The organism is Kyrpidia tusciae DSM 2912 (genome assembly GCF_000092905.1).
GTDB classification, from domain to species: Bacteria; Bacillota; Bacilli; order Kyrpidiales; family Kyrpidiaceae; genus Kyrpidia; species Kyrpidia tusciae.
The window spans coordinates 3,105,367-3,128,636 of sequence record NC_014098.1; the positions used below are offsets into that span (position 1 = coordinate 3,105,367).

Consider the following 23,270-nt stretch of genomic DNA (forward strand, 5'->3'; position numbering starts at 1 on the left):
GGAATTTTTCCCGAAAGGAGGCGATGCGGGATGGAGCCACGCGAGTATCGTTTGGCAATGGTTTTGCTAACGTTAATCGCGGTTTTGGTCAGCATCGTCAGCCTAGCGGTACGTCATTAAAACGCTAGTCCCTGGCGAGCTGGCCATCGTCAGGGACTTTGATTTGTACCCGGCGAGGCGGGCTCCCCATTTCTTATCCGCCACCATTATAGCATATCCGCATTGTGGTGAATAGATACCTTAAGGCAAAAGAAGCGCCAGTGATGCGGGCAGCGGCATAAACTTGCCCCAGGGGGCCGATGTTGTCGAAGGCCGCCCGCGTTCCCGACGTGGGAGCGGGCGGCTTTTTCAGCTGAGAAATGAAATCTTGTTCGCACCGTGGGACAAACTCTCCTTCCAATATTTATGATACAATGGGAATGACAGAGGCAGTTGCGTCATCGTGTAAGGTACGCGCTAACGATGAAAAGGGGACATGACGGTGAACGTGACTCGAGAGGAAATCCATCGCATAATTGATGAAATTCCGGAGAGCCAGTTGCCAACTGTTTTGAGCTACCTGAAGAGGTTCACGGATGCTTCCGACGACCCGGTGCAACGGGCACTCGCCAATGCGCCCGTCGACGATGAGCCTCAGACCGAGGAAGAGCAACGGGCGGTTCAAGAAGGCAAAGCGGACGTCCGCCTGGGCAGGACGTTGTCCACCGATACCTTAAAGCGTGAGCTTGGGCTATGACTTATTCCGTGAGTTGGTCTAGGCAAGCCTTACGCGATTTACAGAAGCTGGACAAGTCTACCGCCACAAGAATCATCGCAGCCGTCGAAACATTTGCAGAAACCGGCCGCGGAGATGTCAGGAGGCTCAGTAATGCCGACGGTGAATACCGCCTGCGCGTCGGGAATTGGCGCGTTCGGTTCATCCTGAATCATAAGTCGCACCTCGTTGTAGTGATTCGAGTTTTACCCCGCAGTGGAGCTTATAAACGTTGACCGTCCCGAACAACCATGTAAAGGGACTCATAATTCTTGACGGCCGCCCGCGCTCCCTTGAGGGAGCGGGCGGCTTTTTCAAGTACTTCAGGTACCAATCTTCTAAGTCGTGTCCGTTGCAGGGCACACGGTTTACCATTGGTTCAACTTTCGCTTCGTCCGGGTTGGGTTCCGGCTGCAATCCATAGCCCCACTAGAACGGCAGCACCGCCGACGCAGAACGTCAGCCTCAAAGGCTCGGCAAGTGTCCAGTGGCCGAGCAGGCCGCCCACCACGGGCTGAAGGGCGAGAAACAGGTTGGCCCGGGCCGCGGAAGCATACTGCACTCCGGCATTCCACAAAAAGAAGGCGAGGGCTGTGGAAATTAAGCCCAGGTAGAGAACACTTCCCAAAGCCTCTGGCGTGGTCAATATTCTCCAAAGGGCGGGCCAACCGACCGCCATTCCTTGCATGAAAGCAATCGGGGTGACCATCACCCACCCGGTGACCAGCGCCCCGGCCGTTAAAACGAGAGGATCGGATTCTGACGCCGGCAAACGAGACTCCGCCCGTTGGACCAACACCGACATTCCCGCCCAGGTGGCCGCCGCCACCACCAGGCAGCCCACTCCTGCCCAGAATAACAGCAAAGACCCCAGCGAACTCGCCGTTGTCCCCGGGTTGACCAAGGCACCGGCGGTCGCGACAGCAGAGCCGGGGATCACGTCTCCGCCAACCACCAGCCCGACCCCGGCCAGGGCGATGATCACCGCCGTCCAAACCCGTCCCCCCACTTGCTCGCCGCTCCAACGGGCCATCAAAGCAGCGAAAACCGGGGAGGACGTTGTCACAAGTGCCCCCAGGTGGGCCGAGGTCCACGCCGTACCGAGAAACTGCGCCCCGATGGACACTGCATAGCCGACCCCGCCGACGGCCGCGTACCACAGCCAAGTCCTCCTATCCCGGGGCCAGGGCTGGTGCCGGACCTTGAGCACGAGAGCCAGCACGACCAAGGCTACCGTATATCGCAACCATAGAAGCACAAAAGCGGGAATCACATCGAGTGCAACTTTGCTGATCACGTACATGCCGCCCCAAATGGCGGCCGCCGCCGACAAGTAGACATAACCTCTCATTCTCGTCCCCTCCCCGCCGGAAATCCGGGCGGGGTCCCCGCCCGGTCTTACAACCCGAGCAGGGCAACTGGGACGTCACGCTCAAAGGGCGGCTTCATCCCTGCCATCACCCCCATTGAGAAAAATCACACCTTTTCCATGGTACCACGGCCAGCCAAGAGGTGCCACCGCGGCTCGCACGCTCTCTTCCACCGCATCCCTCGAACGGCGCCGACTGGCCTTCCATAAACGCCACACGATCTGCCACACACCGAGCAAAGCTCATCTCGTGGGTAACAATCACTATCGTCATCCCATCATCCGCCAAATCCTTCACCACCCGAAATACTTCCCCGACTGACGAGCAACGGATTCCCGGTCATCCTTCCACTGGTCAGAGGTCCACCGCCTCCACCACCAGATCGAGCCGGACATAAGGAAAACCGAGGTGTTCCTGAAGATACGTTTTTAGGGCTCGCAGCAGGCGGGTGGCCTTGGCGGGCAGATCGGGGCCTATTCTGTAAACCACGTGGAGCGCAAGATGGAGGGGTTCGCGGTTGACATAAACCACCCCGCGTACCCGAAAGGACGGGTGGCCCTCTTGAATGACGGCCCGGATGCCCTGTTCCACCGCACGTGGATGGATGAATACTCCACCATTGTGAAACAACGGGAAGACCACCGTCAGGTCCGGATCTGAGTCTGGGGACCGGCGGATCCGGGCCTTGGCCCGGCCCAAGTCGGCGATTCCGGCGCCCAACACCCGCTCTCCCAACTCCTGGATGAACCGGCGGCCGGCCCCGCGAGAGAGCCTCGCCCCGACGGCGGGAATGGCGTGCATCCCCCGTTTCCGCCGGTCGCGGGCTTCGGTGAGATGTTGGACGCTGACCACAGACTCGATGGGAATCCATTCGATCTCCCCGGGGATGCCAAGTCGGCTGCAGATCAGACGGATCATCTTTTCCGACGTCCCAAGCACCAGACAAGTCGATGGCTGGAGTTGCTTCAGCGCCTCGGCCACCTCCTTCCGGTGGAGATCATCTGCAAAAATCGCCCGGCGCGCCGCCCCGAGCTTGGTGAATTCAAATTTTGCCGAAGCCCCGGCCAGAGGGCTGCCGTGCCGAATCAGCAGACCGTCGTCGATGATGCAATCGGCCCCCACTTCTGCAGCAATGCGGGCCGCATGATGGCTTTTCCCCGATCCGCTCGGCCCCACCAACCCGTACACTTTCATCAAATCCTTCCTTTCCCCGCCCACGATCTGTCCGCACAGGAGTTTATCGGTATGATATCATCGAAGCAACACCCTTGTTTACAAAACCCGCGCTTTCCTCCCACCCCTTTAGGGGTGGGAGGAGGTCAGCCTGTCATCTTAATTTGGGAGTGGTACCATGCCCGAATCACCCTTCCCTTTTCCTGGCCGCGAACAAGAAGATTTTAAAAAATCCTTGCCCATGCGAATCGCCGATTACATTGTGGTCCAGATCTTCCAAGGCCAGTATAAGCCTGGGGAGCGGCTCAAAGAAGAAGAACTCGCCGCCATGTTTGAGACGAGCCGAGCTCCGGTGCGGGAAGCGCTGTATCTTTTGCAGATCAACGGACTGGTGGAGCGCCTGCCCCGCCGGGGGGCGGTCGTTCGCTCCTACGCGGAAAAGGAGGTCCGCGACCTCTATGAAGTACGTTTGGCGTTGGAGAACCTGGCCATGGACAGGATTGCAGAACGCTGGCAGGAGGAATGGGAAGCTGAGTTTCACCCGATCCTTGAACGGATGGCCCAGGCAGCGGAAGCGGGAGATGCGAAAACCTACGCGCGCCATAACGCCGATTTTCACTGGTTGTTGATGCGACTTGCCGGCAGTGACATCCTGTGGAATTTGTACCGGCAAACCACGTATCCCCTCAACACCTTGACGCGGCTGTCCACTCGAACCCAGGAGGACCTGTTCCGATCCACCGGTGAACATCGGGCCATCGTAGAGGCAATGCGGGAGCACAATTTTCGCGAGGCAAAGGCTTTGTTGAGCCAGAATGTGCAACACGGATTGGAACGAGTGCTTCGGGTGCGTTTCTAAGCCCGATTGTTCCAAACAACCACAACCGGCAGAAAAACGGTTCTCCCTCCCGTCCCTCCCGAAAATCGTTTGACAATGTGAACGGTTGGTGTTACCCTTTATTCAGCGAATCAGAAAATCAGAAGGGGCGATTGTCTGAATCGTTGACGTGTTGCAGGGAATAATTATAGTAATGCACGCCAGTCCAACAACAGGAGGACAAAAAATGGCAAAGGCCCGCCTTGGGAAGCGTTCGCAGATCGTTTTGCCTAAGCCGATTGTTGAAGCTCTTCAACTTGAAGAAGGTACGGAATTTGAAATCACCGTTGTGGATGGCCGCATTGTGATGGAGCCTCTTGTGTCCGTTCCGCGATCGCAAGCATGGTTTTGGACGGAAAAGTGGCAGCGGGAGGAACGTGAAGCCGAGGAAGATGTTCGAGCCGGTCGATTGACAACGATCCGCAACACTGACGATCTGGACTCCTACTTTGCACAATTGGACGCCGATCGAGAATGATTGTGCGCGTCACCCACCGATTCACGAAAAGCCTCGCGAAACTCGACCCGAAATCACGCACAACCGTCAAGAAAGCAATGGAGCTCTTGTTGGAAAATCCTCACCACCCATCTTTGCGGACACGAAAGATGAAGGGATACGAAGGTGTGTTTGAGGCAAGTGCCAGCATGGACATTCGCATCACGTTCCACTATGAGAAGCCCGACACCATTGTGCTTAGGAATGTCAGACACCATGACGACTCCTTGTCCACCCCTTGAAAATTAATCTAGTAGATCGTTTCCGAAAAACTGTGCACCGCATAATTCGACATGCTTGAAAGGTTTTGTCACTCTCTGACCATTTGAAGCCCATAGCGCCATCGGAATGGAACGGGGTGCTTGTTGAGTTCGTCCAAGTACTGTTCAATCCGTTCCCGCAGTTCCTCCTTCGAGTTCACCCGGATGTGCCGCAGAACAGTCCGGCTCATTTTGGCGAAAAAAGATTCGATGATGTTGAGCCAAGAACCGTGTTTCGGTGTGAACACAAATGTAAAACGGCCCGGCACGCTTTCCAAATAGCTTCGGGTCTGCTTGGACGTATGAGCAGAGTGGTTATCCAAAATGATGTGGATCTGTACACCGGGCGGATAGTACGCATCGACCGCCTTCAAAAACTCAATGAACTCCGCACTCCGGTGTCGTTCGCACACCGAATGATGCACATGGCCCGTTACAAGATCAATCCCGCTGAGGACACTGAGCGTCCCCAACCGGACGTATTCGTGATCCCGCTGAAGTGTTCCTCCCACTCCCGGTTTAGGGAGTCGGTCAGGTGCCGTGTTCGCGATGGCCTGGATGCCTGGCTTTTCGTCATATGACAGAATGGCTTTCAGAGGAGCTTGCGGGTCGCCGGACTCCCGTAAGATCTCCACCTCTTGGTAGACCGCCAGTACCTCAGCCATCTTGGCGTCAAATTCAGGGTCGCGTTTTTCCAGATAGTATTCGATGCGGTGAGGGTGGATGTCCTGTGCTCTCAGAATTTTTGAGATGGTTCCTTTCGCCAGGCGAGCCAAGGACGGGTGTCCCGCCTCCTCACAATGTGCACGGACATGTTGCGCCAGCAGGCTGTACGTCCACACTTCGTGCGGGTATCCAAGGGCCGTCGGCTTTTGGCAAGCCAAGGAGATCAGCCAAGCCTTCGCTTCCGGGGTGATGACCTCCGGATGACCCGAGCGGGGCAGATCATCCAAGGCTTGCAAGACGCCCACTTTCCGAGCGCGGCGGATTGTTCCGTTGACCGCAACGAGGCTCATGCCCAAATCCCGTGCAATGGCTGCCTTGTTCTGTCCGTCCGCATACAGGAGAAGGATGCTCGCTCTTTGGACATGGCGAACACTTTCCGAGCGGGATTGGCGAATGCGTTCCAACTGCATTCGTTCCTCTTCCGTCAGTGTGATTTCTGGATGCAACTTTCGATAGACACGCCCCGGCATTCTGCTCCCTCATTTCTACACGTATCGTCACCTCACCCTATCATATGTCGATTGCAAATGCTGTCGAAACAAGGGAAACGATCTACTAGATCGGCCGCCGTGCCCCGAACCTCCCCACGAAGCGTCAGGGAGAAGGTTCAGAATTCGTGCGCCCGGCTGCGGGAAATCCTGAAGTTCTACACCGACCACCCCCGCCATAAAATGTGATGACCTCATGGTTACGGACAGGGCGATAGGTCTAAAATTCCGTTGTCAGAATCGATCTTTTCTTGTATTGACATCGGGCACTGGTCGTTTTATACTAGCTCCAGGGATTGTCGACAATCGACAATCACCGTTTATCCCAAATTTAAAAGGAGGTGAGAGAGATGCGGGTAACGGTTCGCCAGTTTGAGCCGGGGTCGGCAGTGTGGCTGCAACTTACGGGCCCCGTGGCGGTGCTGACGATCAAGCGGCCCCACCGAAAGAATGCCCTCAACCGCTCGGCCTGGGCGACCCTCGGAGACTGGGTGCGACATTTGCCCGCCAAGACCCGTCTCCTGGTCATTCGCGGAGCCGGGGGCGATTTTTCGTCGGGCAGCGACCTCAAAGAGTTCGCCTCCCTTACGGAAGCGGAGGTGAACCAAGCCTTTGAGTTGATGGAAAATACCATATCGGCGGTGGAATCGTTACCCATTCCGACTATTGCGACCATCGATGGTGGAGCCTATGGGGCGGCCTTTGTACTGACACTCGCCTGCGATCTGCGGCTGGGGACATCCCGCGCCAAGCTCGGGATCCCCGTCGGCAAGCTCGGCATCACCCTGCAGCCGCCCTTTGTCCGCCGCATCCTGCGGGAACTTGGGCCATCTGCGGCAAAAGATCTGGTGTTCACCGGACGCATCCTCGATGCCGACATGGCCCGGGCCATGGGAATTCTCAACGACGTGGTTCCGCCTGAGCACCTGACAGACCACACGATCCGCATGGTTCGGACCATTCTTCGTCAATCCCGCGCTTCAGTACTGGCCATGAAAGAAAGTGTGCGAAAAGTCCTCGCCGAAGCCGAGATGGAGGAGATGCGGCAAGAAAACGACCACCCTGCGCGCAGCTGGGTGTACGGGCCCGATTTTTTCCCCGCTGTTTCCGCTTTTGCCACAAAACGGGCGCACCGCTTTGAAGGGAGGCCGGACGCGATCAAAACCTGCGCGGATACACCGAGGGGGGATGGACGATGACCGATTTAGCGGGTTTGACCATCGTCGACCTGACCAGAATCCTGAGCGGCCCGTTTTGCACGATGTATTTTGCCGACATGGGGGCCGAAGTGATTAAGGTCGAACCCCCCGGGGGAGACGACACGCGAAGGTGGGGCCCGCCCTTCGTGAAAGGGGAAAGTGCCTATTATCTCAGTGTCAACCGGAACAAGCGGAGTGTGGTGCTGGATATCAAAACGCCCCTCGGTAAGGAGGCGCTAAAAAGGCTGATTCGTCGGGCGGATGTCGTGGTGGAAAATTTCCGTCCCGGGACACTGGAGCGGCTTGGATTTGGCTTCGAAGTCCTTCGGCGAATCAATCCCCAGATCATTCTCGCTTCGATTTCTGGATTCGGTCAAACCGGACCGTACCGGGACGATCCGGGATATGATCTCATCGCCCAGGGGATGGGCGGGATTATGAGCGTCACCGGGCAGCCGGGCGGGCCGCCCACCAAGGTGGGCTTTTCTGTCGCGGACATCGGTGCCGGGATGTGGGCGATCATTGGAATCCTGACCGCCTTGCTCAACCGCGAGAAGGTCGGAGCCCAGTGGATCGACGTGTCCCTCCTCGATGCGGTGGTGTCGTGGCAAACCTACGTGGCTGCGAACTTTTTTGCAACGGGAGAAGAACCGGCGCCCGCCGGGAACGTCCATCCGAATATTGCACCGTACCAGAGTTTTGCCTCCAAAGACGGTTATTTTAACCTGGCGGTGGGGAACGATGAGCTGTGGAGGAGGTTTTGCGAGGCGGTGGGGCGACCGGAATGGATCGAGGATCCGCGCTTCTGTACCAACTCCCGGCGGGTGCAGAACCGGCAAGAACTGGTGGAGCTGCTGCAACCCTTGTTTCAGTCGCGAACTACGGCGGAATGGGTTGGACTGTTTCGGAGTCGCCGAATCCCGGCGGGCCCGATCTATCGATTCTCCGAGCTCTACGCCGATCCCCAGGTTTTGGCGCGAAAGATGATCCGAATGTTTCACCATAAAAAAATCGGTGAGTTTCGAACCATCGGGATACCAATCCATTTTCTGCATCAGGACGGGCACGGGCGCGAGATCGCGCCGCCGCCAGCTTTGGGGGAACATTCCCGCCAGATCCTCAGGGGATTGGGATTTTCAGAAAGAGATATTGAACAGATGATTGCCGAAAGCGCGAGAAAGTAAGGAGAGAGGGGGTTGTCATCGATGTCCCAAATCAAGGATGCCGCCCGTGCCGCCCAGGTGCGGCGGGCGGCCGTTGCCAGCACCGTTGGAACGGCCATCGAGTGGTATGATTTTTTCTTGTACGGCACCGTGGCGGCTTTGGTTTTCCCTCATTTGTTTTTTCCGAAATCCGATGTTTATGTCGGAACATTGCAATCGTTTACGACATTTGCACTTGGCTTTTTGGCCCGTCCGATCGGAGCGGCGATCTTCGGCCATTACGGAGATCGCCTCGGGCGGAAAGCGACGTTGATCATCACCCTGGGGTTGATGGGCGTGAGCAGCGCCATCATCGGCATCCTGCCGACCTACACCTCCATCGGTCTCTGGGCCCCCATCCTGCTCACGGTACTGCGGATGTTGCAGGGTATCGGGGTCGGCGGGGAATGGGGCGGGTCGGTGTTGCTGTCCATGGAGTGGGGCAACCAGCGGCGCCGGGGACTGATGGCGTCCTGGCCGCAGATGGGGGTGCCCTTGGGCCTGGTGCTCTCCTCCGGGACGGTGGCTCTGTTTATCGCCATTTCCGGCCCGGGATTTCTCACCTGGGGCTGGCGGATTCCCTTTTTGCTAAGTTTGGTGCTCGTCGCCATCGGTCTGTTTATCCGGCTGCGGGTGATGGAAACCCCGCATTTCCAGAAAGTGGTTGAAGAACGGAAGGTCATTGACGTTCCCGTCGTGGAAGTAATCCGGCGGCATCCCAAGGAGATTATCCTTTCCGCCCTGATCCGAATGGCTGAACAGGCGCCGTTTTATATTTTTATCTCGTTTGTTCTGAGTTATGGGAAAACAAACTTGGGATTTGGCGAGGGTTTTCTCACCCTGGCGACCACAACCGCGGGGATCTTGTCGCTATTTACCATTCCCTTTTTCGGCCACCTGTCCGACGTGATCGGGCGAAAAAATATGTATATGGCCGGTGCCGTGTTGGTGTTGTTGTATGCGTTCCCGTACTTTGCCCTGCTCGATACGAAACTCCCAGCATTGGTGTTCTTGGCCATCATTGTGTCCATGATCCCCCACGACGCCCTGTACGGCCCCCAGGCGGCCTTTATCGCGGAACATTTTCCGACCAATCTGCGGTACAGCGGGGCGTCCATCGGCTATCAGTTGGCTTCGGTGGTGGCAGGCGGCCCGGCACCGCTCATTGCCACCTGGCTGCTCCACACATACGGAACCGGGTACTCGATCAGCGTGTACATCGTGATCAACGCAGTCATTACCATCATCGCCACGGCCATGATGAAAGAGCGGGCTAAGGTGGAAATCGATAAGGAACTGCCGGTTTAAAAAAGCAGATCGTACTTGACCAGAGCTTGGACGGCTGACAGGCACGCAGACTTGTCCTGTCCGCTGAGATGCGAGCAGGAAAATACCGTTTCACCGAGGCCGGGCAAATCCTCCAGCTCCCGGAAAGTGAGGCAAAGGTGGTGCTCGGGGAGTGCCAGAAAATACCCCGAACCGGACGGACCGATCACGCAGGTGAATCGGCGGTCGCGGTTCTCCACGGCGAACTCCACATGACTTCCGTGATGGATTGAAGCGCAATGGCCGGGCAGCGGGTATATTCGCCCGCGCCCGGCTTGTCGGTCTGTGCTGCCTGGGGGACCGCGCCCGGCCCGGAACCCGCGGTCGTCGACCCAGGCGATCCCGTCATGATCGGAGGTGAGACGCTCCACGTGGTCAGCAATGGCCTCGGGGGGAGTCCCCGCGAAACGGTTCACCTATCCGTTCTGTCCGGCGGGCGTGTGGACTGATACGATCCCGTCCAGATAATCCACTGCCATTCCGAACGCCTCACAGACAAGACATCATGAAAGCAAGGTTCGACCTCCGGACAGTTCCGGCGGCACATCGAAGGTGACGCTCTGTCCGTTTACTGAAACCACTGGGTCGCCGATTCGCAAGGTGATGAAAAAATTTGGTTGCACGCCGTTCATGGGACCCGAGAGGATGGGACGATGTGGAAGAAAATGTACCGGTGGTTTGGCTATAAGCTGACCATTGTTACTGTCCAGAAACAGGAGCCCGGCAGCGGATGAGCAACCGGAACGCGATTCAATCGCCCCGGCCCGCTCCGCCGTTCGAAGCCGATTGTCGAACCCCGTCGAGGACGGCCGCCGCCACCGTCTCGGCCGCCCACGCACCGACCAGATCCACCGGTGCGGTCACGCCGCCGACGGCCAGAGCGAACAGCGCATCCCCGTCATACATGGTGTGGGCCGGTCGGATCACCCGGGCCAAGCCGTCATGAGCCATGGTCGCCACCTTCTTCGCCTGGACTTTGCTCATCCGGGCGTTGGTCACCACAACCCCGATGGTGGTGTTCGTCCCGGGCAGCAGGACGCCGAAACCCGGCCCTGTGTTCCACACCGCCAGTGTGTCCAAGGGCTTCCCGTCTTCCCCCAGGGGCCCGGCGAGAATCTCCCCGGTGGCGGGGTCCACAACGTGTCCCACGGCATTCACCGCCACCACCGCCGCAACGACGAGACCCCCTGGCAATTGCACGGCAGCTGTCCCCAGCCCGCCGTCCATGGCGCGCAGGTGGCCCAGCGCCTTCCCCACCGTGGCGCCGGCTCCAGCCCCGACCCGCCCCCGTTCCGGGACCTCCCGGGCCGCCTCGCACGCCGCATAACCCATCACCGCGTCCGGCCGGCGGGAACCGTCTCCCACGGCCAAATCAAACAGCACCGCACCGGGCACAATGGGGACCCGCCCCACCCCGACATCCAGGCCGTATCCCCGCTCCTCCAGGTAACGCATCACCCCGTCCGCCGCCGCCAAACCGAAGGCGCTGCCCCCGGCGAGAAGCACCCCGTGCACCTCTTGCACCAGATTCACCGGGTCGAGCAAATCCGTTTCCCGGGTGCCCGGCGCAGACCCGCGCACATCCACACCGGCCGCCGCCCCCTCCGGGGTGAGAACCACCGTACAGCCGGTCCTCGCCCGTAGATCGTGGGCGTGTCCGATCCTTACACCGGGCAGAGGAAACCATGCCGCCCGTTGCACCCCGTCCGACGTCGTCCCCGGACCGTCTCCGTTCTCCCTCACCCTCGTGTCACCCCCACACCGTTGATCGCCTCTGCGCCTGAAGGCGGGAGATTCCTTCCTGCCACCAGGATCCTTGGTGCACCCCTTGGATCGGTCACTTTGACCGACTCCCAGGCACTTAGACCACGGAACAGGCGAACCGGGCCGTCCGGCCTTTAAAATGTTCATCGCCCCCACCGTGTCGGCATGTGCCTGAAACCCACACCGTTCACACCGAAATGGGGATTGCGTCGGCCGATTCGCCGCGCTTTTGTGCCCGCAGCAGGCGCCGGCCGCCCTAGATCCGCGCCTTGGACGATCGCCGGTCCACCCGCTTCCAGGCCAGCACCACCGCCAGGGTCACGATCACCGAGACCACCGCTTCGGGCAGGCCGTTCAACACCGCCACCGACGCGGCCACCCCGAGGGACATGTAGTTTCTCACCACGGCCATGCCCAAAACCAACACCGTGTTGGTCGCGGAGCCCACAAAAGCGGCCACCCCCACCGCCAGCGGATCATTCCACCGACGCAGCCCCCGATAGACAAAATAGGCCGCCACACCGATGAACAACCTCGGCAGGATCGCCACCAACGGATCTTTGAACAGGGGCACCGTGGCATTCAAGAACGACGAAATCCCAAAAATCAATCCAATAATGCCGCCGACCACCCAGCCTTCCAAAATCCCCCCGATAATGGCCGGCACGTGCATAATGGTGGCGTGTCCGGCCGCGGTGGGCACCGGAATGAACCCCAACTGCGTCACACCCAGAAGCACCGCAATGGCACCCAACACACCGCTGACCACGATTTGGCGGACCGTCAACACACTTTTCTGTTTCATGCTCATTACCTTCCTCTCGCGAAATGATGGAGCCTGCTACACGGGAAACCGGATCAACCACATGGCCGCACAGAAGGCGACCACCAAGACCGCCGCCACCCCGTCCCGGGCCTGCATCCGGTACTCGGTATAGGTGGTTCGCCGGGCGCCCGGAACATAGCCCCTGGCTTCCATGGCGGTGATGAGATCCTCGGCGCGGTGCATCGCACTGACAAACAATGGAATGATGACCGGAAACGTCTGTTTCGTGCGCCGAACCACCTGCCACCAGCGAAAATGCCCGAAATCCGCCCCCCGACTGGCCTGTGCCTTCACCAGTTTCTCCATTTCCATGGCAAACGTCGGGACAAAGCGCACGGTGATGGTCAGGATCAAGGTCACTTCATGAACGGGAAACCGGATGCGGGCCAGCGGCCGGAGCAGGGCCTCGGTGCCCCGGGCCAGATCGTTCACCGTGGTGGTCAGGGTGAGAACACTGACCAAACATAGGATTTCCAAAAATCGCATCACCGCCACCACGGCGATTTTGAGTCCGTCGGCGGTGACACTGAACCATCCCGCCTGCCAAAGCACCACCGCTCCGGGGCCCTTGCCCAAGAACAGCACCTGCAGAATGAACAGCACCACCACAAAAGGCAGGGCCGGGCGCAATCCCGACAGGCCGTAGCCCACCGGCACCCGGGAGACGATCAGAACCAGCAGACACGCCGCCGCCATGACGACATTTCCGGTGTACGTCGACGCAAAGGCCGCCGTCAAAACCAGCATGGCGAAAAGGATGATTTTCACCCGGGGATCCAGGCGATGGACCGCCGAATCTGCGGGAATATACTGTCCGATGGTGACATACCGGGTCAACTCAAAACTGCTCACCGCTCATCCCCCCACCTCGACGCCCGGTTCCGACAGCAACCGCCTGATTAACGCCTCGGCCACCGCATCGGGAGAGTAGCCCTCAGCCTCAACGGCAACACCCCGCTCCCGGAGACGGTGCACCACCTCGACGTGAGGAGGGACACCCACATTCCACCGCGCACAGCGCTGCGGGTCGTCAAACAGCTCATCCGGCGAACCGGACCACACCGCTGTCCCTCCCTCCATAAGGATGACCTGGTCGGCGAACCGGGCCACCTCGGTCAAATTGTGGGTGATGAACACCAGGGTCACCCCCTCCTCCCGGTTCAACCGCAGCAAATGCTCGAGCAGTTCGTCCCGGGAACGTGGGTCGAGGCCCGCCGTGGGTTCGTCGAGCACCAGTACTTCCGGGCGCAGGGCCAAGACCCCAGCGATGGCCACTTTCCGCCGCTGGCCGCCGCTCAGGGCATATACCGGCCGATCTTTCCATTCGAAAGGAATCCCCACCATCTCCATGGCCCGGCGAACCCGTTCTCTGACCTCATCGATGGCCAGTCCCAGCCGCCAGGGCCCGAACGCCACATCATCCCCGATCAGCCGCTCGAACAGTTGGTCTTCGGCCTGTTGAAACACCAGGCCCACCCGGGTGCGGAGGATTTTCCAATCCCGCCGCGGGTCGGCGTATCCGGACACATCCACCGTCAGGTGCCCTTCCTGGACGGGGATCAGACCGTTAAAATGCTGCACCAAGGTGGATTTTCCGGATCCGGTGTGTCCAACCAGGGCCGTGACGCCGCCCCGGGGGATCGAGAGGGTCACGTCCCGAAGTGCCCGGTGTTCCAAGGGCGTCTTTTTCATGTAGACATAGCCGAGGCCCCGGGCGGCGATGATCGGGTCAGCCGATTTGCCGGGGCGCTCGTCCGCCGCGCCTCCTGTCCCTTGTCCCGTCCGATTCCCTTCCCCCCGATCCTCTGCGCACTCCGAACCCGGCTCCGGCCGTACCGCGGTCGGCCGACCTTCAATTTGACCGGCGGCGTGAAAACCGAAAGATCCGGGGTAAGAAAAAACTCCTTCTCCGGGGATATCTGCCGTACGGACCGCGGGGCCGCCGGACTTCACCCGCCGCTCCACCTCCCGGACGAGTTCCTCGGTTCGAATGCACATCGGAAACCCCGGGAGCACCTCGGCGATCCGGCGGGATACGGCGGCCGCCGCCGGCACGTCCAAGTGGAGCGCGGCCAAAACCTCCTGACGCCGACCGAACACTTCCTCCGGAAGCCCCTGCATCACCACCCGGCCCTCGTGGATCACGACGATGCGGTCGGCCAAGGCCGCCTCTTCCATGTGGTGGGTGACGGCCACCACCGTCACTCCCGCCGCCCGAAGCTCGCGAACGGCCGCCATGACCTCCTCCCGGCCGGGGGTATCCAGCATGCTGGTGGCTTCATCCAGAACGATGCACGCCGGACGCATGGCCAGGACCCCGGCGATGGCCACCCGCTGTTTTTGCCCCCCGGACAGGTGATGCGGGGAGCGGTGCCGGTATTCCCACATTCCCACCCGGCGCAGGGCGTCCTCCACCCGCCGACGCATCTCCTCCCTGGGAAGAGCGAGATTCTCCAGACCGAAAGCCACATCCTCTTCCACCGTCGCGGCGATGATCTGATTGTCCGGGTGTTGAAAGACCATGCCCACCATGCGGCGGATCTGTCCAATATTCCGATGGTCTGAGGTATCCAGCCCCGCCACCCGCACGGCGCCCCTCCGGGGTACCAACAGGCCGTTCAGGTGCTTGGCCAGCGTCGATTTTCCCGACCCGTTATGGCCGAGGATCGCGACGAATTCCCCGGGGAACACCTCCAGGGAGGCTCCGCGCAGGACCAGACCGTCCGTGTCCGCGGTATCCGTCTCGGACTGGATTTCCGCGGGCTGCCGGCCCCCCGTCTGTCGATCGGTCCACTGACGATCTTCGCCGCCCGTCGTCAATCCGGCACCCTCCCCCGGTTCGGCACCGTCCACGGAACCCGCCGCCTTCGATCGATCCTCCCGGTCGGCGTAAGAAAAATATACGTCTTCCACGCGAATCAACGGTTCGTTCACGATTCCCCCGCCCCTGATCCGGCCAGGAACCGCCGAGCCGCTTCGGCGTACATCCGGGCCGTGACCAAAAGTTCCTCCACTTCGACATACTCGTCCACCTGATGGGGCAGCGTCCGGCTGCCGGCGCCGGTGGTGACCACGGGAATCCCCGCCCAGGCGTGCAGGAACGTCCCGTCCGTGGCCCCCGGCACGCCGTTGTAGACCGGTTCCCGTCCCGTCACCGCCCGGTACGCTTCCGCCACGGCGCGCACCACGGGGTCCCCGGGCTCGGTCTCGGTGCACGGGCGATCATCCAGCACCTCGAAGGAAGCCGAAAAATCCGGATCCCCGGCGGCCAGGGAATCGAGGATGCGCCGGACGTCCGCGACGAGCCGCTCGTGGTCCTGCCCGGGCACCGTCCGCAGATCCAGGAAGACCGTCGCCTCCCCGGGTACCACGTTGACCTGGGCCTCTCCTTCGGCGGGCGCCCGAACGATGGTCGGGGTGATGTGCGGCACCCCCAGGTACGGATGGCGCCCCAGCCGGCGCACCTCGCGCTCCTCCCATTGTTCCACATTCACCAGGAATTTGGCCAGACGGGGAATGGGGTTAATCCCGGCGTACGGCATGGCCCCGTGGGCCATTTTCCCGGCGAAATCCAACCGGATCCTCAAAGCCCCCTTTTGCGCCACACAAATCTGATTTTCTTCAGGTTCGCAAATGATCGCGCCGTCGACCCCCCGGGCCCACCCTTGGCGGATAAAATGTTTGATCCCGATCATCATGCCCTCTTCATCCACGGGAATGCACAGCAGAATCGTCCCCGGAAAATCCCGGCCGGCATCCAGAAGGGCTTTGGCGGCCAGGATCATCGCCGCGGTGTTGCCTTTGGTGTCGCAGGCTCCCCGGCCGTAGATCCTTCCATCCAACAACTCGCCGCCGAAGGGATCCACCGACCATCGTCCGGGATCCCCGGCGGTCACCACATCGGTGTGACCCTCGAACAGGAGGGTTTTCCCCGGCCCCCGGCCCCGAATTCTGCCGATCACGTTCGGTCGGCCCGGGGCGGCCTCCTCCACAAACACTTCCACCCCGAGTTTCCTAAGATAGTCTGCAATGAACAGGGCCACCTCGGCTTCGGTGCCGCCGGGTTCTCCGGGCCGATACACGCTCGGGATGCGGACCAACGCCTGGGTCAGACGGATGAGTTCATCTTGGTCGATTTCGATGTAGTGCGCAGTCTTCAAGGCCACCCCTCCTATTTCAAAAACTCAGACACATCGTCCGCCGTCCACTTCCAAGGCCACACCGGTGATGAGATCGGCCTCATCCGAGGCCAGGAACAGGGCGGCCCGGGCGATGTCCTCGGGCTGAGCGAGCCGGCCGAGCGGCACCGTTTCCAAGAACCGCCGCCGTCCCTCCTCAAGATCCCCGCCGCCGATAAACTGGTTCAACATCGGGGTGTCGGTGGCCACGGGGTTGATGCAGTTCACCCGGATCTTCCAGGGCGCCAACTCCAGAGCGAGGGATTTGGTGAGTGCGATCACCGCACCCTTGGATGCGCAATAAGCGTTGAGACCGGGCCGCGGCCGAATGCCCGCGGTGGACGCCGTACTGAGGATCACCCCTCCCCCTTGGCGTTTCATGTGCGGCACTGCCGCCCGGCATCCCAGAAACACACCCTTTACATTGACATCCATGATCCGCTGCCAGTCCTCCAACCGAACTTCCTCCACCGGTGTGAAGGGCATGGGAATCCCGGCGTTGTTGAAGAGCACGTCGATGCGACCGAACTCCCGCACCGCCGTCTCGACCATGAGCCGGGCATCCTCCTCCCGGGTCACGTCCACCCGGACCGCCGTCGCCCGTCCACCGGCGTCCCGAATGGTCGCCGCCACCCGCTCAGCCCCTTCTCCGTCCAGGTCGGCCACCACCACCGCCGCCCCGTGGCGGGCGAACAGCTCTGCGCCTGCCCGGCCCATTCCCGAGGCCGCCCCGGTGATCACCGCCGTCTTTCCCGCGAGTCTCAGCATCGCCTCACCGACTGGTTGTGTTCCTTCCGCCGACATCAACGGTCCTCCCCTTCCTCGGTCAAATCGACGATCACCACGTGCAAATCCGTCATCTCTTCGATGGCGTATTTCGGCCCCTCCCGGCCGATGCCGCTGCCTTTGACGCCGCCGTAAGGCACCAGGTCGGACCGATACGTCGAAGCATCGTTCACAATCACCCCGCCGTATTGCAGCTCCCGGGCGGCCCGCATGATCCGGCCCACGTCCCGGGTGAACAGTCCGGCCTGAAGTCCGTAAGGCGAGTCGTTGGCCATGGCCAGAGCCTCGTCGAACGTATTGTACTTCGTGATCGTCACCACCGGAGCGAAGACCTCTTCGCACACCACCTTCATATCCGGCCGCACGTCCGTCAGCACCGTGGGCTCCAGGATCGCCCTGTCCCGGGTTCCCCCGGCGAGCAGCCGGGCCCCTTGGGCCACCGCCTCCCGCACCCAGGTTTCGGCACGGACGGCGTCCTGTTCACTGATCATCGGCCCGACATCCGTTTTCGGATCCCGGGGATCCCCGACCTTCAGGGCCCTGACCCGCTCCACAAACCGCTCGACAAATTCGTCAAAAATCGGCGCATGGACGTACAGCCGCTGGACGGAAATACACGCCTGGCCCGCCGCGGAGAACGCCCGGGCCGCACAGATCCGCACCGCCCGCGCCAAATCGGCGTCGGAATGAACGATGTTGGGCGAACTGTTCCCGAGTTCCAGCGCGACCCGCCGCAGCCCGGTCCCGGCCTTGATCCGCTCCCCCGCCCTGGCGCTCCCGGTGAAGGTGTAGAACCGAAAACCCGGGTGCTCCAGCATCCATTGGCCGACCTCCGCCCCGCCCTGGATCACCTGAACGTGGCCGGGAGGCCCGCCGCACTCCACAAGCCCTTGGACCAACACCAGGGTGGAAATGGGAGTTTGAGGTGCGGGTTTGATGACGATGGCGTTGCCCGCCGCCAGGGCCGGGGCGATTTTGTGGACCGCCAGCAAAAACGGATAGTTGAAGGGGGTGATCCCCGCCACGACACCCAGGGGCACCCGGATCGCGAAGCCCATTTTGCGTTCGGATCCCGGGATGCTGTCCACGGGAAGCACCTCGCCCCCGATGCGCTTGGCCTCCTCGGCCGCCAGGAGCATGGCGTGGTAGGCCCGGTCCACCTCCACCACGGTGTCCTTGTGGGGCTTGCCCACTTCGTCCACCAACAGGTTCACCAGTTCCTCCCGGCGGGCCCGGATCCACGTCGCGGCGGCGCTGAGCCATTCATACCGCTCGAAGGGCGACAACGGCCGGCTGCGGAAAGATCGTTCCGCCGCCGCCACCGCCCGGTCCACGTCTTCCCGGGAGGCCGTGCACACCCAGGCCATGGGCTCGCCGGTGTATTTGTTGCGCACCAGAACCGGCTCCGCCCCTTCCACCGCTTTGCCGTCGATCCACAGCCCGTACACCGGCAGACCGTCTCGGCCGGCGATGGTCATGCGTTCTGCAATCACCGGTTGCTTCCCTCCTTTCACCTCGGTCTCGCCCCGACCGGTCGCGGGTGCTCCAGGGCGCGGACGACAGCGTCCCCCACCTCTTCGGTGCTCGCCGTACCGCCCAAATCCCGGGTCCACACCCGGCCCTCCGCCAAGACCTGTTCGATCGCCCGCACCACCTCCGCCGCCGGCTCCGGGTGCCCCAAATGCTCCAACATCATGGCTCCGCTCCAGATGGCGGCAATCGGATTGGCGATGCCTTTGCCGGCGATGTCCGGAGCCGAGCCGTGCACCGGCTCGAACATCGAAGGGAAGCGCTTTTCCGGGTTGATGTTCCCCGCCGGAGCCACGCCCAGCCCCCCGACCACCGCCGCCCCGAGGTCGGAGAGGATGTCGCCGAAGAGATTGGTGGCCAGAACCACGTCCAGAGTCTCCGGCCGCAGCACAAAAAGCGTACTCAGGGCGTCGACGTGATAAAAGGACACATCGACATCGGGAAACTCCACCCGGCAACTCCGGATCACCTCGTCCCAGTAGGGCATCGTGTGCGCCAACCCGTTCGATTTGGTGGCCACGGCCACATGGCCCCGGCGCCTCCGGGCCAGAGACAGGGCGTACCGGGCCACCCGTTCGATCCCGTATCGGGTGAAAACACTGGTCTGCACCGCCATCTCCACCGGCGTGCCGGGATGAAGTCGTCCGCCGATGTCCGAGTATTCCCCTTCGGTGTTTTCCCGGACGATGACAAAATCGAGGTCCCGGGCCTCCTTGTGGCGAAGGGGACTCTCCAACCCGGCCAGGAGCTTGGCCGGTCGCAGGTTGACATATTGTTGGAAAGCTTTCCGGATGGGCAGAATCAGCTGCCAAACCGACACGTGATCGGGCACCGAGGGGTCCCCGACGGCTCCGAGATAGATGCCGTCATAGGTGCGCAACTGTTCGATGCCGTCCGCCGGCATCATCCGGCCGTGACGCCGATAATACGAGCAATTCCAGGGAAGCCAATCGAATTCCAGGCGGAACATCCCGGCACGGACGGCGGCCGCCTCCAGAACTTTCACGCCTTCCCGGACGACTTCCGGTCCGATCCCGTCCCCCGGGATCACAGCGATGCGGTGGGTCCGCACAAGAGCCCCCCTTTCGATACGGCCGCACCCGGCTCGAATGCGACCGGTGGATACGCCCCCATCACAAGCAAGAACAATGCCAATGGTGGAAATTCCTCGACCACTGGACAGACGCCGAATTTTCGTCATTCACGATCCAAATCCAGGAAGATTGCAACCCATCGCAACAGCCTATCCAATCGGTCCGACATTCGAATGTTGCATCTTGTTTCATCCGGTTGCGGACGATCGAGTAGGCCGCCCCGACAATGTGGAGGTGAACCCGGTTCCGGATCGGTCGGCGAACATGAATGACGCGTCGGAGCGCGCTAGAGGCCGTCTGCCCGCCGCTCCGCCGGCCGCCCCATCGCGCACCCATGCCGGCGGAGTTTCCGCCACAAGGTCGTCCGGTGCATCCCCAAACGCCGGGCGGCCCGTCCGATGCGCCCGCCTTCTTCCTCCAGCACCCGGCAAATGCGGGCCCACTCCCGTTCCCTGTCCCGGCCTCCCCAGTAGCGATCCGGGAAGATGGGCGGCATCGCATCGCGGGGCGGCTGTTCCCCGCCGGGGTCTCGCGATACCCCCGGAACAATCTCCGAACTCCCGCTGTCCACCTCGGAATGCATTGTCTCGGCCCAGGCGGGACCATTCGCGGCCGGAGCCTCTCCGACGTCACCCGCGTCCCTTGCCGGAGCCCCCTCCATCCGAAACGGCAACCACACCCCGGGCTGAAACAGGCGAAGGGCCTGTCCCGCGTGACAGAGGACGATGGCCCGTTCCACCAGATTTCGCAATTCCCGCACATTTCCGGGCCACGGGTAGTCCTTCATGCGCTCCAAATCTTCCTCCGGCGGAGGGAGGATGTGCTTGCCTCCCCCTTCTATCCATTCCCGCACGAACGCCCGCACCAGGTGCGGAATGTCCTCGGTCCGTTCCCGCAACGGCGGAACGGACAATACCAGCACGGCCAGCCGAAAAAAGAGATCCCGGCGAAACATGCCCCGTGCCATGAGGGATGTCAAATCCTGGTTTGTCGCGGCAATGATGCGCACATCCACGGGAATCACCCGGGTACCGCCTAAGCGCATCACCTCCCGTTCCTGCAACACCCGCAGGAGCCGGGCCTGAAGAGCGATGGGCAGCTCCCCGATTTCATCGAGAAACAGCGTTCCTCCGTGCGCCAGTTCGAACAGACCCTGCTTGCCTCCTTTTCGCGCCCCGGTGAACGACCCTTCTTCATAACCGAACAACTCACTTTCCAACAGCGTCTCCGGTACCGCCGCACAATTCAGAGCCACAAAGGGGCCGCCCCTGCGACGGCTGGCGGAATGGATCCCCTGGGCCAAAATCTCTTTCCCCGTTCCTGATTCTCCCATCAAAAGCACCGTGGAATCGACTCCTGCGTACCTTCGGGCCAATTCCACCAACTCCCGCATGGCCGGAGACTCCGCCACCATATCTTCCAAGGTCCATTTCGCCGCGAGCCCCCGGTGATGCAGCTTGCGGCGAATCGACTGTTCGTATTGCTGCAGCTGGGTGACATCACGGAACGTGGACACAGCCCCGATCAGCTCTCCCCGCCGGATGATCGGAGCCCGGTTCGCCACCACCGTCCGGCCGCCGACCTGACGCAGCTCATCTTTTTCCGGGGTCTTTCGCTCCAGCACCCGCGGAAGTCCGGCACCCGGGTTGAATTCCGTGACGATTTTCCCCAGGGCCTCCTGAACGGGTATTCCCAGGATCTCTCCGGCCGCCGGATTGAACACCACCACCCGGCCTTCGTTGTTCACACCGATAATGCCGTCGTGGGACAGATCCACGATTGTCCGGTAAAATTGCAGCTGTTGCTCAAGCATCGGGTACAGGGAGTCCATCCGCCGGACCGCTCCGCACAGGGCGGCCAAATATTCGGATCGTTCCCATAAACCAGGGTCGAGGATGACAGGCATTCCGGGCCCGGGGGCGGTCCGGCCTTCGGGCACCAGCCAAAGGGTGGCCGAGGATTCTGCCGGCCCCTCCTCGCCCGGAGGAGAACGGTCGCCTTTACAGACCGCCACGAACGCTTCCTCCCCCGCTTCCTGCAGCGCTTTCTCGATTCGCTTCCGTTCCGCTTTCGATCGGCAGACAATTCCGATATCCATGCACCGCTCCCCTTTCTCAGCGACGCGTCCCGGTTCTGCGACGACCCTACGTTTCCTCTCATTCTACACCACAACTCGAATTCCGAGAAAAATCGCCGCATCCGTGAACGCATCGGTCCCGGTTTGATATGTTCAGAGAAGGGGGAGAGCCCATGACCGTCGGAGAGCCCTTTCGCATCAAAGACATGCTTCGTCGTCCGATTTTTCAGGAAGCCAAACTGGTGTCCGGGGGGGCGCGGCATACGGCGCCCGGTACGATGGGGGGATTGTACAATGAGTTTCAGATCGGCCCATAAATGGTATGAACCTTGCGTCATTTCGCTGATTGGATGATTAAAACAGCTTGTTGTGGCTGTTCGAAACATCGATATCTTACGCCAACGAAACATTTCGTGGATCCATTACGATGAGGCCGAATTTGCGGATGATGCAGGATTTGTAAAAGAATTTATGTCCGATTCAGGGCATGAGCATCATGAAGGCAGCAGTGTGTAATGCCAGCCCGATGATCGCCCTGTCTTACATTGGTCTCTTCCGTGTGTTAGGGCAACTGTTCGAACCTGTGACCGTACCCCAGGCCGTGTGGAACGAAGTGATGGCAAACCGAGGAGCGTTCGGAATAAAGGAACTGAAAAGTGCGGTGGAATACGGGGAAGTCATGGTCTTCCAAGTCCAGAACCAAACCCTTGTTGAAAAGTTGTCCGGTCGGTTGTATCGTGGTGAACTCGTCTATACCGGCCGAATCCTCGATGCCCGGACGGCCCTGTCCATGGGGGTCTTGAACTACGTGGTGCCCCCGGAGCAACTGACCGATTTCACCGTAGATTTGGCACGCACCGTTCTCCGCCAATCCTACGCTTCGGTGGTCGCTGTCAAACGCAGCGTCCGCCGAATCATGGAGGGCGAAGCGGCCGAAGACACGCCGACCGACCGATACTGGGTGTACGGTCCGGATTGTTTCCCGGCCGTCTCACCTTTGCCACGCGTCAGTCCCGTTCGGGACACAAGGGAGATGCCGTGCGCGAGCGTCATACTCAGTGATCGCGGGGGAAAAACATGACCATAGTCGATTTGACGCACATTCGATTCCAAAGCGTCGTCCGCAGACTGAACTTGACGCTTG

At 60.9% G+C, this 23,270-nt stretch carries 23 protein-coding genes; 10 read left to right on the plus strand and 13 right to left on the minus strand.

What is annotated here, in order from left to right; all coding sequences use genetic code 11:
• Positions 1 to 481 precede the first annotated feature (481 nt).
• Positions 482 to 736 carry a hypothetical protein gene (locus BTUS_RS15140; protein WP_013076938.1) on the plus strand — a complete coding sequence of 85 codons (255 nt, stop codon included), beginning with the start codon at positions 482 to 484 and terminating at the stop codon, positions 734 to 736.
• Positions 733 to 990 (plus strand): type II toxin-antitoxin system RelE family toxin, encoded by a 258-nt coding sequence (locus tag BTUS_RS19360; RefSeq protein ID WP_013076939.1) that lies wholly within the window; start codon positions 733 to 735, stop codon positions 988 to 990. Before BTUS_RS15140 ends, BTUS_RS19360 begins: the two co-directional genes overlap by 4 nt.
• Positions 991 to 1,133: 143 nt before the next feature.
• On the opposite strand, the gene BTUS_RS15150 is transcribed toward BTUS_RS19360, so the two are convergent.
• Positions 1,134 to 2,105 (minus strand): DMT family transporter, encoded by a 972-nt coding sequence (locus BTUS_RS15150; protein WP_013076940.1) that lies wholly within the window; start codon positions 2,103 to 2,105, stop codon positions 1,134 to 1,136.
• A gap of 373 nt (positions 2,106 to 2,478) precedes the next feature.
• The gene (locus tag BTUS_RS17150) at positions 2,479 to 3,318 is read right to left on the minus strand and encodes a hypothetical protein (protein ID WP_013076941.1); all 840 of its coding nucleotides are present in this window, start codon (positions 3,316 to 3,318) and stop codon (positions 2,479 to 2,481) included.
• Between the two features lie 157 nt (positions 3,319 to 3,475).
• Between BTUS_RS17150 and BTUS_RS15160 the strand changes: the two genes are divergently transcribed.
• The 3 genes from BTUS_RS15160 (at position 3,476) to BTUS_RS15170 (ending at position 4,912) form a co-directional block, all read left to right on the plus strand.
• On the plus strand, positions 3,476 to 4,156 hold the full coding sequence (locus BTUS_RS15160) for a GntR family transcriptional regulator (RefSeq protein ID WP_013076942.1): 681 nt from the start codon (positions 3,476 to 3,478) through the stop codon (positions 4,154 to 4,156).
• Between the two features lie 205 nt (positions 4,157 to 4,361).
• Positions 4,362 to 4,652: an AbrB/MazE/SpoVT family DNA-binding domain-containing protein gene (locus tag BTUS_RS15165; RefSeq protein WP_013076943.1), complete on the plus strand. Its 291-nt coding sequence runs from the start codon at positions 4,362 to 4,364 to the stop codon at positions 4,650 to 4,652.
• A complete protein-coding gene (locus BTUS_RS15170) occupies positions 4,649 to 4,912 on the plus strand; it encodes a type II toxin-antitoxin system RelE/ParE family toxin (protein WP_013076944.1) in 264 nt (87 codons plus the stop codon). The genes BTUS_RS15165 and BTUS_RS15170 overlap by 4 nt, the downstream gene beginning before the upstream one ends.
• 68 nt (positions 4,913 to 4,980) lie before the next feature.
• On the opposite strand, the gene BTUS_RS15175 is transcribed toward BTUS_RS15170, so the two are convergent.
• Entirely contained in the window at positions 4,981 to 6,126 is a 1,146-nt protein-coding gene (locus BTUS_RS15175) for an IS630 family transposase (protein WP_013076945.1), read from the minus strand.
• A gap of 368 nt (positions 6,127 to 6,494) precedes the next feature.
• On the opposite strand from BTUS_RS15175, the gene BTUS_RS15180 reads away from it, so the two are divergent.
• The 3 genes from BTUS_RS15180 to BTUS_RS15190 are packed head-to-tail and all read left to right on the plus strand — an operon-like array spanning position 6,495 to position 9,853.
• Positions 6,495 to 7,343, plus strand: coding sequence for an enoyl-CoA hydratase/isomerase family protein (locus BTUS_RS15180; protein ID WP_013076946.1), 849 nt, complete (start codon positions 6,495 to 6,497; stop codon positions 7,341 to 7,343).
• The gene (locus BTUS_RS15185; RefSeq protein ID WP_013076947.1) at positions 7,340 to 8,527 is read left to right on the plus strand and encodes a CaiB/BaiF CoA transferase family protein; all 1,188 of its coding nucleotides are present in this window, start codon (positions 7,340 to 7,342) and stop codon (positions 8,525 to 8,527) included. Before BTUS_RS15180 ends, BTUS_RS15185 begins: the two co-directional genes overlap by 4 nt.
• A gap of 21 nt (positions 8,528 to 8,548) precedes the next feature.
• Positions 8,549 to 9,853, plus strand: a complete 1,305-nt coding sequence (locus BTUS_RS15190) for an MFS transporter (protein WP_013076948.1) — start codon at positions 8,549 to 8,551, stop codon at positions 9,851 to 9,853.
• On the opposite strand, the gene BTUS_RS15195 is transcribed toward BTUS_RS15190, so the two are convergent.
• The 10 genes from BTUS_RS15195 to BTUS_RS17155 all read right to left on the minus strand — a co-directional run bounded on the left by BTUS_RS15195 (position 9,850) and on the right by BTUS_RS17155 (position 22,147).
• Positions 9,850 to 10,287, minus strand: coding sequence for a hypothetical protein (locus BTUS_RS15195; RefSeq protein WP_041304441.1), 438 nt, complete (start codon positions 10,285 to 10,287; stop codon positions 9,850 to 9,852). The two genes, BTUS_RS15190 and BTUS_RS15195, sit on opposite strands and share 4 nt — an antisense overlap.
• Positions 10,288 to 10,621: 334 nt before the next feature.
• Entirely contained in the window at positions 10,622 to 11,614 is a 993-nt protein-coding gene (locus tag BTUS_RS15200) for a P1 family peptidase (RefSeq protein WP_013076950.1), read from the minus strand.
• A 277-nt stretch (positions 11,615 to 11,891) separates the two neighbouring features.
• Positions 11,892 to 12,446: an ECF transporter S component gene (locus tag BTUS_RS15205; RefSeq protein ID WP_013076951.1), complete on the minus strand. Its 555-nt coding sequence runs from the start codon at positions 12,444 to 12,446 to the stop codon at positions 11,892 to 11,894.
• A 30-nt stretch (positions 12,447 to 12,476) separates the two neighbouring features.
• On the minus strand, positions 12,477 to 13,313 hold the full coding sequence (locus BTUS_RS15210) for an energy-coupling factor transporter transmembrane component T family protein (protein WP_013076952.1): 837 nt from the start codon (positions 13,311 to 13,313) through the stop codon (positions 12,477 to 12,479).
• Between the two features lie 3 nt (positions 13,314 to 13,316).
• The gene (locus tag BTUS_RS19035) at positions 13,317 to 15,395 is read right to left on the minus strand and encodes an energy-coupling factor transporter ATPase (protein WP_013076953.1); all 2,079 of its coding nucleotides are present in this window, start codon (positions 15,393 to 15,395) and stop codon (positions 13,317 to 13,319) included.
• The gene (locus tag BTUS_RS15220) at positions 15,392 to 16,621 is read right to left on the minus strand and encodes a M20 family metallopeptidase (RefSeq protein WP_013076954.1); all 1,230 of its coding nucleotides are present in this window, start codon (positions 16,619 to 16,621) and stop codon (positions 15,392 to 15,394) included. The genes BTUS_RS19035 and BTUS_RS15220 overlap by 4 nt, the downstream gene beginning before the upstream one ends.
• A 24-nt stretch (positions 16,622 to 16,645) precedes the next feature.
• Complete coding sequence (locus BTUS_RS15225; protein WP_245543336.1) at positions 16,646 to 17,443, minus strand: SDR family oxidoreductase; 798 nt, start codon at positions 17,441 to 17,443, stop codon at positions 16,646 to 16,648.
• Complete coding sequence (locus BTUS_RS15230) at positions 17,443 to 18,918, minus strand: aldehyde dehydrogenase family protein (protein ID WP_013076956.1); 1,476 nt, start codon at positions 18,916 to 18,918, stop codon at positions 17,443 to 17,445. The genes BTUS_RS15225 and BTUS_RS15230 overlap by 1 nt, the downstream gene beginning before the upstream one ends.
• Before the next feature lie 17 nt (positions 18,919 to 18,935).
• Positions 18,936 to 20,027, minus strand: coding sequence for a tartrate dehydrogenase (locus BTUS_RS15235; protein ID WP_013076957.1), 1,092 nt, complete (start codon positions 20,025 to 20,027; stop codon positions 18,936 to 18,938).
• Positions 20,028 to 20,335: 308 nt separating this feature from the next.
• Entirely contained in the window at positions 20,336 to 22,147 is a 1,812-nt protein-coding gene (locus BTUS_RS17155) for a sigma-54 interaction domain-containing protein (RefSeq protein ID WP_013076958.1), read from the minus strand.
• A gap of 152 nt (positions 22,148 to 22,299) precedes the next feature.
• Here BTUS_RS17155 and BTUS_RS18560 point away from each other — a divergent pair, with 152 nt between their 5' ends.
• Both BTUS_RS18560 and BTUS_RS15245 read left to right on the plus strand, forming a co-directional pair.
• Positions 22,300 to 22,443 carry a hypothetical protein gene (locus tag BTUS_RS18560; RefSeq protein WP_013076959.1) on the plus strand — a complete coding sequence of 48 codons (144 nt, stop codon included), beginning with the start codon at positions 22,300 to 22,302 and terminating at the stop codon, positions 22,441 to 22,443.
• Positions 22,444 to 22,622: 179 nt separating this feature from the next.
• On the plus strand, positions 22,623 to 23,207 hold the full coding sequence (locus BTUS_RS15245) for an enoyl-CoA hydratase-related protein (RefSeq protein ID WP_013076960.1): 585 nt from the start codon (positions 22,623 to 22,625) through the stop codon (positions 23,205 to 23,207).
• The last annotated feature ends 63 nt before the right edge of the window (positions 23,208 to 23,270 follow it).

What these genes read in the sequence shown, in the direction of transcription:
- BTUS_RS19360 (WP_013076939.1), top strand. Translation starts at nt 733, where the DNA reads ATGACTTATTCCGTGAGTTGGTCTAGGCAAGCCTTACGCGATTTACAG.
- BTUS_RS15150 (WP_013076940.1), bottom strand. Translation starts at nt 2,105, where the DNA reads ATGAGAGGTTATGTCTACTTGTCGGCGGCGGCCGCCATTTGGGGCGGC.
- BTUS_RS17150 (WP_013076941.1), bottom strand. Translation starts at nt 3,318, where the DNA reads ATGAAAGTGTACGGGTTGGTGGGGCCGAGCGGATCGGGGAAAAGCCAT.
- BTUS_RS15160 (WP_013076942.1), top strand. Translation starts at nt 3,476, where the DNA reads ATGCCCGAATCACCCTTCCCTTTTCCTGGCCGCGAACAAGAAGATTTT.
- BTUS_RS15165 (WP_013076943.1), top strand. Translation starts at nt 4,362, where the DNA reads ATGGCAAAGGCCCGCCTTGGGAAGCGTTCGCAGATCGTTTTGCCTAAG.
- BTUS_RS15170 (WP_013076944.1), top strand. Translation starts at nt 4,649, where the DNA reads ATGATTGTGCGCGTCACCCACCGATTCACGAAAAGCCTCGCGAAACTC.
- BTUS_RS15175 (WP_013076945.1), bottom strand. Translation starts at nt 6,126, where the DNA reads ATGCCGGGGCGTGTCTATCGAAAGTTGCATCCAGAAATCACACTGACG.
- BTUS_RS15180 (WP_013076946.1), top strand. Translation starts at nt 6,495, where the DNA reads ATGCGGGTAACGGTTCGCCAGTTTGAGCCGGGGTCGGCAGTGTGGCTG.
- BTUS_RS15185 (WP_013076947.1), top strand. Translation starts at nt 7,340, where the DNA reads ATGACCGATTTAGCGGGTTTGACCATCGTCGACCTGACCAGAATCCTG.
- BTUS_RS15190 (WP_013076948.1), top strand. Translation starts at nt 8,549, where the DNA reads ATGTCCCAAATCAAGGATGCCGCCCGTGCCGCCCAGGTGCGGCGGGCG.
- BTUS_RS15205 (WP_013076951.1), bottom strand. Translation starts at nt 12,446, where the DNA reads ATGAGCATGAAACAGAAAAGTGTGTTGACGGTCCGCCAAATCGTGGTC.
- BTUS_RS15225 (WP_245543336.1), bottom strand. Translation starts at nt 17,443, where the DNA reads ATGTCGGCGGAAGGAACACAACCAGTCGGTGAGGCGATGCTGAGACTC.
- BTUS_RS17155 (WP_013076958.1), bottom strand. Translation starts at nt 22,147, where the DNA reads ATGGATATCGGAATTGTCTGCCGATCGAAAGCGGAACGGAAGCGAATC.
- BTUS_RS18560 (WP_013076959.1), top strand. Translation starts at nt 22,300, where the DNA reads ATGACCGTCGGAGAGCCCTTTCGCATCAAAGACATGCTTCGTCGTCCG.
- BTUS_RS15245 (WP_013076960.1), top strand. Translation starts at nt 22,623, where the DNA reads ATGAAGGCAGCAGTGTGTAATGCCAGCCCGATGATCGCCCTGTCTTAC.